The organism is Brevibacterium casei CIP 102111, from assembly GCF_900169275.1.
Classification (GTDB): Bacteria; Actinomycetota; Actinomycetes; order Actinomycetales; family Brevibacteriaceae; genus Brevibacterium; species Brevibacterium casei.
In genome coordinates, this window is the sequence record NZ_FXZC01000001.1 from 605,042 (window position 1) to 617,924 (window position 12,883).

A 12,883-nucleotide genomic window follows, 5' to 3' on the forward strand; every position below is an offset into this window, starting at 1 on the left:
CCTCTCACTTTCTCACTTTGGGGCCGGTGCCATCGAGGAAGTCGCGCATGAGGGCCTTCGCCTCGGTGCTCGACTGGGCGACGGCGGCCATGAGCGACTCCATCATGTAGCCCTCGTCGCGGCCGGATTCGACGATGCGCGGCAGGGCCTGGGTGATCGCGTAGTTCGTCACCTCGGAGTTCGAGGCGATCGCGGCGGCGAGCTCACGGGCCTTCGCCGTTCCGGCGCCTGCGGGAACCCGGTAGTTGACGAGGCCGATCGTCTCGGCGTCGACGGCGTCGAAGGACCGGCCGGTGAGCATCATGTCCTGGACCCGGGTGAGCCCGATGAGGCGGGGGACCCGCACCGAGGCGCCGCCGCCGACGAAGAGTCCCCGTTTGCCCTCGGGCAGGGCGAAGTACGCGGAGTCCTCGGCGACCCGCAGGTGCGCGGCGCTGGCGAGTTCGAGGCCGCCGCCGATGACAGCGCCCTGGAGGACGGCGATGACGGGGATCGCGGATTCGGCGATCGCGTTCATCGTCGCATGCCAGCGGCGGGAGTGGTGGAGGCCGGAGACCGCGTCGCGGTCGGTCATCTCAGACAGGTCGAGTCCCGCGCAGAAGTGCTCGCCGGCGGTGGTGAGGACGACCGCACGGATGCCCTCGGGGACAGCGGCGAAGAACTCGCCGAGGCGGGTGATCGTCGCATCGTCGAGGGCGTTGCGCTTCGCTGCGCGGTCGAGGGTGAGGATGCCGATCGCACCGTCGCGTTCGAAGGTCAGTGTCTCGCCGAGGTCGAGGGGCGAGGCGGGGGTGGGAAGGGCGGTCTCAGAGGTCATGGTGCGTCCTTGGTCGGTGCAGGGGCGGTTCGGCATGTGGTGGTTTCGGCGGTGGCGCTCGAGTGGGCGCCGAGCGGCCCGGTGCGGCGCAGGGTCCCCTTGTGAACCTTGCCCGAACCGGTGCGCGGGAGGGAGTCGACGATGTCGAAGTATTTCGGGACCTTGTACTTCGCGAGGCGGGCGAGCAGGAATTCGCGCAGCTCCTCCGGATCCGGGGTCTGCGCCTCGGCAGCGACGACGAAGGCGTGCCCGACTTCGCCCCAGCGGTCGTCGTCGGCGGCGACGATCGCCGTCTCGGCGACGGCGGGGTGTTCGAAGAGGACGGACTCCACCTCGGCGGGATAGACGTTCTCACCTCCGGAGATGAACATGTCCTTGAGCCGGTCGACGATGAAGAGGAACCCATCCGTATCGAGGTAGCCGATGTCGCCGGTGTGGAACCAGCCGCCGGGGGAGAACGCGGCCTCGGTGGCGGCGGGGTTGTCCCAGTAGCCGGTCATGACGTTGGGGCCTCGGACGACGATCTCCCCGGTCTGCCCGGCCTCGCAAGGATTGCCCGACAGGTCGCGGATGGCCACCTCGGTGAAGGGGACCGCACGCCCGGCCGACCCGGGTTTGGCCAGGGCGAAGGCTCCCGGGAGAAACGTCGCCCCCGGTGAGGTCTCGGTGAGTCCGTAGCCCTGGCAGAAGAGGATGTCCCTGTCCTGGAAGGCGTGGATGAGGGCGACGGGGATGGGGGCGCCGCCGGAGTTGACGAACCGCAGCGATGTCAGGTCGGTTGTCTCCCACCTCGGCGAGTGGAGCAGGTCGGCGAACATCGTCGTCACGCCTGCCATCCACGTCAGGCCCTCATCGTCGATCGCGTCGAAGGCCCGGTCAGGATCCCACTTCGCCTCGAGGAGGATCCGAGCCCCGCGCAGGTAGCTTGTGAGCACCTGCTGGTTGAGGCCGATGACGTGGAAGAGCGGTGCGGCGACGAGTGTGGCGTCTGAGGCGGTGAGGTCGGTGTTGAGGAGGAGGTTGAAGGAGTTCCACAGCAGATTCGCATGCGTGAGCACCGCGCCCTTCGGCCGCCCGGTCGTCCCGGAGGTGAAGAGGAGGAGGGCGGGGTCGCTGCCGTCGACCTCGGCGGCGGGGATGATCGGTCCCTTCGCCGAGGCGGGGGCCGGGTCCCAGCGCACCGCCTCGGTGGGGACGTCGACCGTGAGCGCTGCCGCGGTGTCGGTGAGTTCGGGGGCGACGAGGAGGAGGGAGACATCGGCGTTGGCGAGCTGAAAGTCGAGTTCGGCCGGGGCCAGACGCCAGTTGAGGGGGATGAAGATCGCGCCGAGGCGGAAGCACGCGAGCAGGGTGACGACCGCGGCGGGGTGGTTGGGTCCGAGGTAGGCGACCCGGTCGCCTCGGCGGATGCCCGCCGCGTGGAGGTCGGTGGCGGCAATGAGCGCGCGCTCATGCATGTCCGCGTAGGAGTGGTCGATGCCGGCGAAGCGAATCGCGGTCGCCTCGCCGTAGTCGGTGGCCTGGCGTTCGGAGAGTTTCGCGAGGCTGGGGTGGACGACGGTCACGGCTTCTGTCCTTCCGGGGTGCGCGCGGACGGGTCGGCGGGCGTCGACTGAGGTGGGACTGTCGGTGCGGCGGACGCGGTCGGTGCAGACGGCGCGGTGGACACCGTCGGATCAGCGGGATTCGCCGGGGCGGTGTCTGCGACGACGGCGTCGGCGGCGACCTGCTCGGAGAGGACCCGGGACTTCGTCTCGCCGAGGCGGAGGATACAGAGGATGCTGACGACGGCCACGGCGGCGATGACGAAGGAGAGCGGCAGGGTCGTCGATCCGCCGTTGGCGTTCATGATCGCCGCGAAGAGGACGGGGGAGATGCCTGCGCCGAGGCCGGCGAACTGGTAGCCGAGCGAGGCACCGGTGTAGCGGTGCTCGGTGTCGAAGAGCTCGGTGTAGAAGCCGGCGAGCGGGCCGTAGATCATCGGGTGGATGACGCCTTGGCCGATGATCATGCCGATGGTGATGAGGACGCCGTTCTTCGTGTCGATGAGCGGGAAGAGCGCGAAGCTCCACGCTGCGATGAGGATGGCGCCGGAGATGACGAGCGGGCGGCGGCCTACGGCGTCGGAGAGCCTCGACCAGAGGATGATGCCGAAGATGGCGAAGAAGGAGGAGAAGGTGAGGGCGTTGAGGATGGTCTGCTGGTCGACGCCGATCTGGACGCCGTAAGCCACGGAGTACGTGGTGAGCAGACCCTGGAACATGAACGCGGAGAGGCCGACGCCGATCGAGAGGAGGAGGGTGACCGGCTGCTTGCGCAGGGTGGCGAGGATCGGGATCGATGTGGGGCGTGTGCGTTCCTTGGCGCGGAGGAATTCAGGGGATTCGTCGACGGCGGCGCGGACGACGACGCCGACGACGAGAAGGATGATCGAGGCGAGGAACGGCAGGCGCCAGCCCCAGGCGACGAACTGCTCGACGCCCATGACCGAGAGGGTGCCGGCGACGACGGCGGCGGAGACGAGTTGTCCGCTGGGGGCACCGGCGCTGGTGAAGCTGGCCCAGAAGCCGCGGTTGGTCGTCGAGTGCTCGGCGGACATGAGGGTCGCCCCGCCCCACTCGCCGCCGATGGCGATGCCCTGGACGACGCGGATGAGGATGAGCAGGAGCGGGGCGACGATGCCGGCCTGGTCGTAGGTGGGCAGGACGCCGATCAGGGTCGAGGCGATGCCGATGGTGAACATGCTGATGACGAGCATGCGTTTGCGGCCGAGCTTGTCGCCGAAGTGGCCGAAGACGATGCCGCCGAGCGGGCGCGCCAGGTAGCCGGTGGCGAACGTCGCGAGGCTCGCGAGCGTGCCGACGAGCGGCGGGAGGTTGGAGAAGAAGACGTCTTTGAAGACGAGGGCGGCGCAGACGGAGTAGAGGAAGAAGTCGTAGTACTCGATGACGCTGCCGAGGTACGCGGACGCTGCGGCCCTCTTGAGCATGGTGGGCGATTTTCTTGAAGCCATGGGATCCTCGCTGATTCTGTGGCTGAAAAGGCGGCAATCCTATGACGTCGCCGGCCTCTTGTGAATACTATGCATCTGGCTGGCGACACTGCAACAGTTTGCAGAATATAGTTTCGTGCCAAGGGAGGAAGGGGTCCGCCGAGGCGATAGTGTGGCGGCATGTCCGTTCATCCGCAGTCGCTCTTCCTCGCGCTCGCCGGTCTGCACATGACCGATGATCCAACGCCCCTGAGCGGGACGTCGATCGTCTTCGTCATGGGGGAGCTGGGCGTCGGCGAAGCGGCCGCACGGTCGGTGCTCCAGCGCAATGCGGCGAAGGGATTCATCGTTCGGCGCAAGGACGGGCGGAAGACGTTCTACACCGTGAGTGAGCAGGCTCGGGAGATCCTCCTCGGCGGAGGGCGGAAGATGTTCGTCGGTGAGCGGCCGCGGGACTGGGACGGGCGGTGGACGCTCGTGCGCATTCAGGTGCCTGAGTCGAAGCGGGCCCTGCGGCACAGGCTCTCCTCCCGGCTGTCGTGGGCGGGGTTCGGTCGCATCGACGGCGGCACCTGGGTGGCTCCGGCCAAGGTCGATGTCGAGGACATCCTCGGCGAGGAGGCGTGTGAGGTCGCGCCGGTCGTCGTCTATGGGGAGCTGCAGCCGCCGACGACAGATGCGATGCTCGTCGACGCGTTCGACCTCGACGAGGTGGCGACCCAGTATGAGGTGTTCGGGAAGAAGTGGCGGGCGTGCACGGTCTCAGGGCTGTCACCGACTGAGGCGCTCGTGCGCAGGGTGGAGCTCCACTTCGACTGGCTGACGCTCACCCGCACTGATCCGCAGCTGCCCCCGGATCTCTTGCCCGACGATTGGCCGGGTTTCGCCCAGTGGCAGCTCTTCCGAGAGCTCAACGAGCGTCTGGGCGAGATCGAGGAGCCGGCCTTGGACCAGTTCTTCGCCGGCGGGCTGGGGTAGCGGCCCGGACCCGGGCGACGTAGCGGTGGTGACGATCAGATACCATTCCTGAGGCCCCTCTCTCGAACGGAAATCTGCATGCCCGAAAAGCGCTCCACCGGCGCGAAGGTCGGTCTCGGCTGCGGCGGAGGCGGCTGCCTCACGATCGCCGTCATCATCATCGCCGCGTTCATCTCAGTCGTCGTCGGCGGCACTCCGGAGGAGACTGCAGCAGAGACCGTCTCTGGAGGGCAGGCGACGACGGCACCTGCAAGCCCGGAGTCAACGCCGACGACCGCGGTGCCGGCGCCGACGACGGCGGCGGATCCAGGGACTGCGCTGGCGATGCTGGCCGACCTTGAGACGAAAGGCCGGGCACCGAAGACCGGGTACGACGCGGATCTGTTCCGGTGGAGAGCGGATGTCGACCACAACGGGTGCGACACGAGGAATGATGTGCTCAGGCGCGACCTCACGGACATCACACTCAAGCAGGGGTCGAACGGGTGCGCAGTGATCGCGGGGCGGCTCGACGACCCGTATCTCGGTGAGACCTATGCCTTCGATCGGGACCCGAACAACATCGACATCGATCATGTCGTCGCTCGGTCGAATGCGTGGCAGACGGGAGCGCAGGGGTTCGATGAGACTGAGCTTGAGGAGTTCGGCAACGATCCGCTCAATCTCCTTGCGGTGAGCTCGACGCTCAATCGTCAGAAGGGGGACGGAGATGCGGCGACGTGGCTGCCTCCGCAGAAGAGCTTTCGCTGTGAGTACGTCTCACGACAGATTGCAGTCAAGCACAAGTACGGTCTGTGGGTGGTCAGGGCTGAACGGGACGCGATGACGAGGGTGCTCGAGTCATGCGAGGACGAGCCGGCGTTCACCGAGGACGTGTCGTGGCCGGCGGCAGGCGACGGTGACAACGTCAAGGTCGAATCGACCCCGACGAAGAAGCCTGTCGAGAAGCCGGCACCCGCTCCGGAGAAGCCAGCAGACGAACCGGAACCGAAGCGCGAATCGTCCGGTGGATCGGTGTATTACAAGAACTGCACGGCGGCGCGAGCTGCCGGCGCTGCGCCGGTCCGAGTCGGGGATCCCGGCTATGGTCGCCACCTCGACCGTGACGGCGATGGCGTCGGGTGTGAATAAGGCGCTTGCTTCAATGGTGGGCCCCGTGGGGATCGAACCCACGACCCGCGGATTAAAAGTCCGCTGCTCTACCAACTGAGCTAGAGGCCCGGTCTCGACAGATCGGCATGGGCAAGCGCCCAGAAGAGGCTGTCGGAGACTCCCCAATACTAGGGCCAGAACGGGCCTTCACTCAAACCCGAGGGGGTGCCCTGCGACCAAATCCGAGAGGGCGCCCCGCGACATCCGCGGGGCGCCCTCTCGACGCGTCATCGGCGACGATGTGTCGCCGTCGTCATCTCAGCGGCCGATCTCCCGCGACCGCTTCGACGAGTCCGTCACGGCCGAGTCCGCGTCGTACTTCGTGGCGTCCTTCTCGACTCCCCCGTCGACGACTTCGCTGTCGACGGAGTCCTTGCCCTTGTTGCCCAGCCCGGTGAGGCTCTTGAGCGTTCCGAGCAGCTTGTTGTCGCTCTTCTCAGCGACGAACTGAGGATCGGTCTCGAGTGGGAACACCGTCGGCGCGGCGCCGAACGCGGTCTTCGACTCGTCGGCGACCTTCTTCGCCATCTTCGCGTTGACGACACCGCCGATGACCGCGCCGATGCCGAACGGCAGCAGACGACCGAAGAGGGAACCGCCGGCCCGCGCGGCGAACTTGCGGATGAAGGTCTTCCGCAGCTTCCGCAGAAGCATGTCGACGACCGGTGCCGGCAGCTGCTTTGTCAGCGTCGCACCCCAATCGCCGAGGAGGGCGTCTGCTCCCACCTGCTGCTTGCCGAAGCGCTGGACGAGGTTCTTCCCGTCCTTGCCGAGCATGAGCCCGAGGACCAGCGCATTCGCGCGAGCCGGATCGTTGACCGGCAGACCGTGGATCTCCGAGATCGACTGGGCGAAGAGCGCCGTCACCTCGAGGAATCCCGCGGTCTCCGCCGTTGCGAAGCCGAGCGCTGCCATGGTGCCGAGCCCGGGCACTGCCGCGGTCGCACCGACCGCCGCGCCGCCGGTCGTGGTGAGGGCACGGTAGTGCTTGCGGATGATTTCCACGAGCTCCTCGGGCGTCGCATCCGGATTCCGCCTGCGCAGCGAGCGCACGTACGCGAGAGCCACTGGCCGCTGCACCGACAGCAGCTTTGAGAGCACGGACTCGGTACGCGGATTGAGGGTTCCGTCCTCATTGACGGCGAGCTTCGCCGCTCTGTCGAGACCCTTCTGCACCATGGTTTGCTTCGCCACGGGAATTCCTCCTCGTTCACTGTCTTCACAGGGCCGATCGTCGGCCCAGATCCGGGTTCATTTTAGTAGGGCACGCTGTGATTTTCGTAGGAGCAGCCGAGCATTCGCTGACCGATTCTCGAGACCTGCGAGTTGTGCAGGTCACATTCAACCTATACGATTTCTCCAAAAGCTATACATTCATGCACCTGGGTGCTCCACCCATCAGCTTGTCACACCGTCGTGACGTCCCACACCGAGGTGGGACGGCTTGAGGAGAATCCATGAAGAAGCGCTTGATCACGATGATCACCGCCGGGGCTTCCGCGCTCGTGCTCACCGGCTGCGCGATGTTCCAGCCCGTCGACGTCAATCGTGCCGCCGTCGAGGAGGTCGATCCCGACGCGACGACGATCCGGATCGGCAACGTCTACGAAGCCAGCCACCCCGTCAACTCGTGCGGCCTCGAACCGATGAAGGAGGAGCTCGCCGGCAAGGGCTTCAACGTCCTCGTCTACCCGGCAGCGCAGATCGGCAGCGAAGCCGAGATGGTCGAACAGGTCGCCACCGGCGCCCTCGACTTCGTCAACAGCGGCCCGTCCTTCCTCGGGGCCTGGCATCCCGAGGCCGCCGTCCTCGACGGAGCCTACCTCGCCGAGGACGCCGCCGAACTCCAAGGCGCGACGACCGGCGAGATCATGTCCGGAGTCTTCGACGACATGGCCGCCGAGACCGACCTCCGGGTCGTGAGCAACTTCTACTACGGTGCCCGCCAGGTCACCGCGAACAAGCCGGTCCGCACCCCGGATGACCTCCGGGGCCTGAAGATCCGCACCCCCGACGCGCCCCTCTACCTCACGACGCTTTCCATCATGGGGGCCACGGCCACCCCGATGGCTCTGAGCGAGGTCTACTTAGGCCTCCAGCAGAACACGATCGACGCCCAGGAGAACCCCATCCCGACGATCGCCTCGGCGAAGTTCTACGAGGTCCAGGACTACATCAGCATCACCGAGCACATCGTCCAGGGCGTCTACCTCGTCGGCAACGAACGCCTCCTCGAATCGATGGACCCGAGCAAGCGCGACACCCTCCTCGCCGCGATCGACGACGCCCGCGTTCGCGTCGAGGAGTGCACCCTCAAGCAGGAGAAGGAGATTCTCGCCGACTGGAAGGAGACCGAGGAGATCAACGTCGTCGAGGACGTCGACATCCAGGCCTTCCGCGACCTCGTCGCCGAGGAGCTGCCCAAGCGCGTCACCTGGGGTGACACGTACCTGGCGGTGAAGAAGTCCCTCGAAGACGCTCGCTCTGACGCGGGGGAGGAGAACTGATGAACCCCGACACTCCCGGCAGCGACACCATCGCCGACGCCGAGGCGATGCTCGCCTTCGACAAGGACTCCTTCGAACGGCGAAGCGCCCTCTATCGTTGGGCGATCAGCCTCGAGCGCGCGATCGGCATCCTCCTCATGGTCGGCGTCTTCGCCCTCGTCCTCCTCCAAGTCATCACCCGCTACGTCTTCGACAGCCCCCTGTCGTGGACCGAGGAGGTCGCCCGCCTCACCCTCGTGTGGCTGACGTTCCTCGCCGCCGCCTACGTCACCTCTCGGCGCTCCCACATCACCGTCGACCTCATCGCCACGGTCGTCCCCCGGAGAGTCGCCCGGGCCATCGGCACCTTCGCCCGCCTCGTCGTCCTCGCGGTCTCGGCGTTCATGGCCGTCGCCGGGATCATGATGGTCGACATCGTCGCAGCGATCGCCATGCCCGCCTCCGGACTGCCGACCGCCCTGCTCTACCTCGCCGCGACGATCGGCTTCATCCTCATCTTCATCCACACGATCATCGAATTCGTCATGGTCGCCAAGCACCCGGACGAGAACCCCGACACCGTTGACACCGCAGCCCACATGGAAGGCCTCTGACATGACCCTCATCCTCATGCTGGCCGCCCTCCTCGTCCTCCTCGCCCTGCGCGTGCCCGTCGGCATCGCCCTCCTCGTCCCCTCGATCATCTACATCGCCATCGACCCGTCCTCAAGTCCCGCGCTCGCCGTCCAGCAGGCGACCTCCGGCGTCTTCGACTTCGCGATCCTCGCCGTGCCGATGTTCATCCTGCTCGGCAACCTCGCGAACATCTCCGGCGCCACCGACCGCCTCTACGACGCCGCCGTCGCAGCGATCGGCCACGTCCGCGGTTCGCTCGGCTACGTCAACATCCTCACGAGCTTCGGCTTCTCCTGGGTCTCCGGCGCCGCGATCTCCGATGCCGCGGCGATGGGCCGCATCCAGGTGCCCGCGATGATCCGCCGCGGCTACCCCGTCGGCTTCTCCCTCGGCGTCACCGGCGCCTCCTCCCTCATCGCGCCGATGATGCCGCCCTCGATTCCCGCGATCATCTACGCCGTGACCGCGGGGGTCTCCGTCGGCGCGCTCTTCGTCGCCGGCATCGTCCCCGCAGTCCTCCTCGTCGTCCTCCTCAGCATCATGTGCTGGTTCCTCACCCGCGGCCGCGAGGACCTCCGCCTGCCCAAGGCCTCCCGCGCCACCCGCCTCAAGTCCGGTCTGCGCGCCCTGCCCCCGGTCGGGGCCGCCGTGGTCATCCTCGGCGGCATCCTCTCCGGCATCTTCACCCCCACCGAGGCGAGCGCCGTGGGCGTGGCCTACATCGGCATCCTCGCGATCGTCTACGGCAACTTCACGTGGCCGAAGGTCAAACACGCCCTCGTCACCGCCGTCGAGACGACCGGCGGGATCCTCATCATCGTCGCCGGCGCCGCCCTCTTCGGCTGGGTCCTCGCCCGCGAACAGGCACCCCAGCTCGCCGCCGAGGTGCTCCTGTCCATCACCGACCGCCCCATCGTCTTCCTCATCCTCGTCAACCTCCTCCTGCTCATCATCGGATGCGTCCTCGAGCCCACCTCGGCGATCCTCATCCTCGTCCCCGTCCTCCTCCCCGTCGCCGAGGTGTTCGGACTCAGCCCCGTCCACTTCGGCATCATGATCATCTTCAACCTCCTCATCGGCCTGCTCACCCCACCCGTGGGCCTCGTCCTCTTCGTCCTCTCCTCGGTGACGAAGTATCCGGTGACGACGGTGATCAAGGGAACCCTGCCGTTCTTCGTCCCGATGCTCGCCACCCTCCTCCTCATCTCCGTCGTCCCCTTCCTCAGCCTGTGGCTGCCCTCCCTCCTCGGCTACGCGGTCTGAGTCCCCGATCCACCCACCGGAAAGGCAGAAGCTCGTGCCCCTCATCACCGACATCACCGTCACCGACGTCCGCTTCCCCACCTCCCTCGAACTCGACGGCTCCGACGCCGTCAACGTCGACCCCGACTACTCGGCCGCGTACGTGGCCATCCATGCCGGGGACGGTGATGCCGCCGAGGTGGGGCATGGTCTCGTCTTCACCGCCGGACGCGGCAATGAACTCATCGTCGCCGCGATGGAGTCGTACGCTCCTCTGCTCATCGGCCGAGAGCTCGACGATCTCCTCGCCGACCTCGGCGCCGCCTCGGCGCTGCTCGTCCACGACTCCCAGCTGCGCTGGCTCGGCCCCGAGAAGGGGGTGACGCAGATGGCCGCGGGCGGCCTCCTCGGCGCCCTGTGGGATCTCGCCGCCCGGCGCGCGGGCAAGCCGCTGTGGAGGCACCTCGCGGAACTGCCCGCCGAGGATCTCGTCTCCGCCATCGACTTCACCCACCTGCGCAACGCCCTCACCGAGGAGGAAGCACTCGAGATGCTCCGCGCGGGAGAGGACGGCCTCGCCGAGCGCATCGCCGAGATCGAGGCGAGCGGCGTCCCCGCGTACACGACCTCACCGGGGTGGCTCGGCTACAGCGACGAGAAGCTCGTGCGCCTGGCGAAGGAAGCCGTCGCCGAAGGGTTCACGCAGATCAAGCTCAAGGTCGGCGGCAGCCTCGAGGACGACCGGCGGCGCCTCGCGCTCGCCCGCGAGGCCGTGGGCCCCGACATCCGCATCGCCATCGACGCCAACCAGAAGTGGGAGACCGGCGAGGCCATCGACTGGGTCAACGCACTCGCCGAATTCGACCCGTACTGGATCGAGGAGCCGACGAGCACCGACGAGATCCTCGGCCACGCGGAGATCCGCCGCGGCGTCGCCCCGATCAAGGTCGCCACCGGCGAGGCCGTGCACAACCGGATCATGGTCAAACAGCTCCTCCAGGCCGAGGCCATCGACATCCTCCAACTCGATTCGACCCGCGTGGCCGGGGTCAACGAGAACCTCGCGATCCTCCTGCTCGCGAAGAAGTTCGGCATCCCCGTCTGCCCGCACGCCGGCGGAGTCGGACTGTGCGAACTCGTCCAGCACCTCGCGCTCTTCGACGCCGCCCGCGTCGCCGGGCAGCCGGACGACCGCGTCGTCGAATACGTCGACCACCTCCACGAGCACTTCGTCGACCCTGCCGTCGTCGTCGACGGCCGCTACCGCGCGCCCACGGCACCCGGCACGAGCGCCCGCATGGTCGAGGGGTCCGTGACCGAATGGACCTATCCCGACGGACCCGGATGGCAGCGCGTCGGAGAGCGTGCCGCCGTCGGTGCAGAGGACCGACAGCCTGCCGGCTCGACGGAAGGAGCATCGGCATGAGCATCCGCGCAATCCTCCCCGCCGAGGCGACCGGCACCTTCCTCGGTCGCCTCTCCGTCCCGGGCAGACCCGCCCCGATCCCCGTCCTCATCACTGGTGACGAGGTCCGCGACGTCTCCGCTGTCGACCCCACGATCTCAGGCATCCTCGAGACCCCGGACCTGCCTCGGCGGCTCGCCGAATCCGCCGCCCGTCCCGCCGAGTGGAGCGTCGAGGACATCCGCCTGCCCGAGGACGATGCGGGGGAGGACGCCCCGGTGCTGCTGGCCCCGATCGACCTCCAGGTCATCAAAGCGTGCGGGGTGACGTTCGCCGGCTCGATGGTCGAACGCCTCATCGAGGAACGCTGCGACGGCGACCCGGGACGGGCCCAGGCCGTGCGCGACGAACTCGCCTCCGCCGTCACCGCCGATCTCGCCGCCATCGTCCCCGGTTCCGAGCAGGCAGCCCGGCTCAAGGAGGCGCTGCTGGCCAAGGGCTGGTGGTCGCAGTACCTCGAGGTCGGCATCGGCCCCGACCCCGAGGTCTTCACGAAGGGACCCGTGCTCTCGGCCGTGGGCACCGGCGACGCCGTCGGGATCCCCGCGTTCTCCGCATGGAGCAACCCCGAACCCGAACTCGTCCTCGTCGTCGACTCCCACGGTGAGATCCGCGGGGTGACGATGGGCAACGACGTCAACCTCCGCGACGTCGAAGGCCGCAGCGCCCTGTTGCTCGGCATGGCCAAGGACAACAACCGCTCGACGGCGATCGGCCCGCTCATCCGGCTCTTCGACGACACCTTCGACCTCGACGCCGCCCGGGAGCTCGACCTCGCGCTCACGGTCACGGGGGATTCGGGCTATGAGCTGCGCGGGGTCAACTCGGTGCGGGCGCTCAGCCGACCCTTCGAGGACCTCGTCGCCGCCGCCCACGGACGCCACCACCAGTATCCGGACGGGTTCGTCCTCTTCACGGGCACCCTCTTCGCCCCGACCGAGGACCGGGGGACGGCCGGCCTCGGGTTCACCCACCACCTCGGCGACCGGGTGACGATCGCCAGCGACAGCCTCGGCGTGCTGGCGAACACGGTCGGACGGGCGGAGGACCTGCCCACCTGGGACTACGGCATCCGCGCGCTCTTCCGCGACCTCGCGGCAGGACAGCGGTAGTCT

11 protein-coding genes and 1 tRNA gene are annotated in these 12,883 nt (G+C 67.7%); 7 read left to right on the plus strand and 5 right to left on the minus strand.

The features are described 5' to 3' along the window. Positions 1-4 precede the first annotated feature (4 nt). From BC102111_RS02605 to BC102111_RS02615, 3 genes are read right to left on the minus strand one after another with little or no spacing between them, the layout of a single operon-like run. On the minus strand, positions 5-817 hold the full coding sequence (locus BC102111_RS02605; RefSeq protein ID WP_095376318.1) for a crotonase/enoyl-CoA hydratase family protein: 813 nt from the start codon (positions 815-817) through the stop codon (positions 5-7). Beyond that, positions 814-2,382 (minus strand): acyl-CoA synthetase, encoded by a 1,569-nt coding sequence (locus tag BC102111_RS02610; RefSeq protein WP_197907819.1) that lies wholly within the window; start codon positions 2,380-2,382, stop codon positions 814-816. Before BC102111_RS02610 ends, BC102111_RS02605 begins: the two co-directional genes overlap by 4 nt. Continuing rightward, positions 2,379-3,806: an MFS transporter gene (locus BC102111_RS02615; RefSeq protein WP_232252507.1), complete on the minus strand. Its 1,428-nt coding sequence runs from the start codon at positions 3,804-3,806 to the stop codon at positions 2,379-2,381. Before BC102111_RS02615 ends, BC102111_RS02610 begins: the two co-directional genes overlap by 4 nt. A gap of 183 nt (positions 3,807-3,989) precedes the next feature. Between BC102111_RS02615 and BC102111_RS02620 the strand changes: the two genes are divergently transcribed. Both BC102111_RS02620 and BC102111_RS02625 read left to right on the plus strand, forming a co-directional pair. Further along, complete coding sequence (locus BC102111_RS02620; protein WP_101623501.1) at positions 3,990-4,787, plus strand: PaaX family transcriptional regulator; 798 nt, start codon at positions 3,990-3,992, stop codon at positions 4,785-4,787. Between the two features lie 78 nt (positions 4,788-4,865). Beyond that, positions 4,866-5,918: a GmrSD restriction endonuclease domain-containing protein gene (locus BC102111_RS02625; protein ID WP_101623502.1), complete on the plus strand. Its 1,053-nt coding sequence runs from the start codon at positions 4,866-4,868 to the stop codon at positions 5,916-5,918. A 14-nt stretch (positions 5,919-5,932) separates the two neighbouring features. Here the strand turns inward: BC102111_RS02625 and BC102111_RS02630 are convergent. Further along, positions 5,933-6,008 (minus strand) — tRNA-Lys (locus BC102111_RS02630). A 189-nt stretch (positions 6,009-6,197) separates the two neighbouring features. Next, on the minus strand, positions 6,198-7,133 hold the full coding sequence (locus BC102111_RS02635) for a hypothetical protein (RefSeq protein ID WP_232252506.1): 936 nt from the start codon (positions 7,131-7,133) through the stop codon (positions 6,198-6,200). Between the two features lie 263 nt (positions 7,134-7,396). Here BC102111_RS02635 and BC102111_RS02640 point away from each other — a divergent pair, with 263 nt between their 5' ends. The 5 genes from BC102111_RS02640 to BC102111_RS02660 are packed head-to-tail and all read left to right on the plus strand — an operon-like array spanning position 7,397 to position 12,880. Next, the gene (locus BC102111_RS02640) at positions 7,397-8,446 is read left to right on the plus strand and encodes a DctP family TRAP transporter solute-binding subunit (protein WP_101623504.1); all 1,050 of its coding nucleotides are present in this window, start codon (positions 7,397-7,399) and stop codon (positions 8,444-8,446) included. Beyond that, a complete protein-coding gene (locus BC102111_RS02645; protein WP_101623505.1) occupies positions 8,446-9,039 on the plus strand; it encodes a TRAP transporter small permease in 594 nt (197 codons plus the stop codon). Before BC102111_RS02640 ends, BC102111_RS02645 begins: the two co-directional genes overlap by 1 nt. A gap of 1 nt (position 9,040) precedes the next feature. Beyond that, positions 9,041-10,324: a TRAP transporter large permease gene (locus tag BC102111_RS02650; protein WP_101623506.1), complete on the plus strand. Its 1,284-nt coding sequence runs from the start codon at positions 9,041-9,043 to the stop codon at positions 10,322-10,324. A 34-nt stretch (positions 10,325-10,358) separates the two neighbouring features. Then, complete coding sequence (locus tag BC102111_RS02655) at positions 10,359-11,729, plus strand: enolase C-terminal domain-like protein (protein WP_101623507.1); 1,371 nt, start codon at positions 10,359-10,361, stop codon at positions 11,727-11,729. After that, positions 11,726-12,880: a fumarylacetoacetate hydrolase family protein gene (locus BC102111_RS02660; protein WP_101623508.1), complete on the plus strand. Its 1,155-nt coding sequence runs from the start codon at positions 11,726-11,728 to the stop codon at positions 12,878-12,880. Before BC102111_RS02655 ends, BC102111_RS02660 begins: the two co-directional genes overlap by 4 nt. Positions 12,881-12,883 lie beyond the last annotated feature (3 nt).

Bases quoted from the DNA above. Each gene is read 5' to 3' on its own strand.
- BC102111_RS02645 (WP_101623505.1), top strand. From the start codon at position 8,446: ATGAACCCCGACACTCCCGGCAGCGACACCATCGCCGACGCCGAGGCG.
- BC102111_RS02660 (WP_101623508.1), top strand. From the start codon at position 11,726: ATGAGCATCCGCGCAATCCTCCCCGCCGAGGCGACCGGCACCTTCCTC.
- BC102111_RS02650 (WP_101623506.1), top strand. From the start codon at position 9,041: ATGACCCTCATCCTCATGCTGGCCGCCCTCCTCGTCCTCCTCGCCCTG.
- BC102111_RS02605 (WP_095376318.1), bottom strand. From the start codon at position 817: ATGACCTCTGAGACCGCCCTTCCCACCCCCGCCTCGCCCCTCGACCTC.
- BC102111_RS02625 (WP_101623502.1), top strand. From the start codon at position 4,866: ATGCCCGAAAAGCGCTCCACCGGCGCGAAGGTCGGTCTCGGCTGCGGC.
- BC102111_RS02615 (WP_232252507.1), bottom strand. From the start codon at position 3,806: ATGCTCAAGAGGGCCGCAGCGTCCGCGTACCTCGGCAGCGTCATCGAG.
- BC102111_RS02620 (WP_101623501.1), top strand. From the start codon at position 3,990: ATGTCCGTTCATCCGCAGTCGCTCTTCCTCGCGCTCGCCGGTCTGCAC.
- BC102111_RS02640 (WP_101623504.1), top strand. From the start codon at position 7,397: ATGAAGAAGCGCTTGATCACGATGATCACCGCCGGGGCTTCCGCGCTC.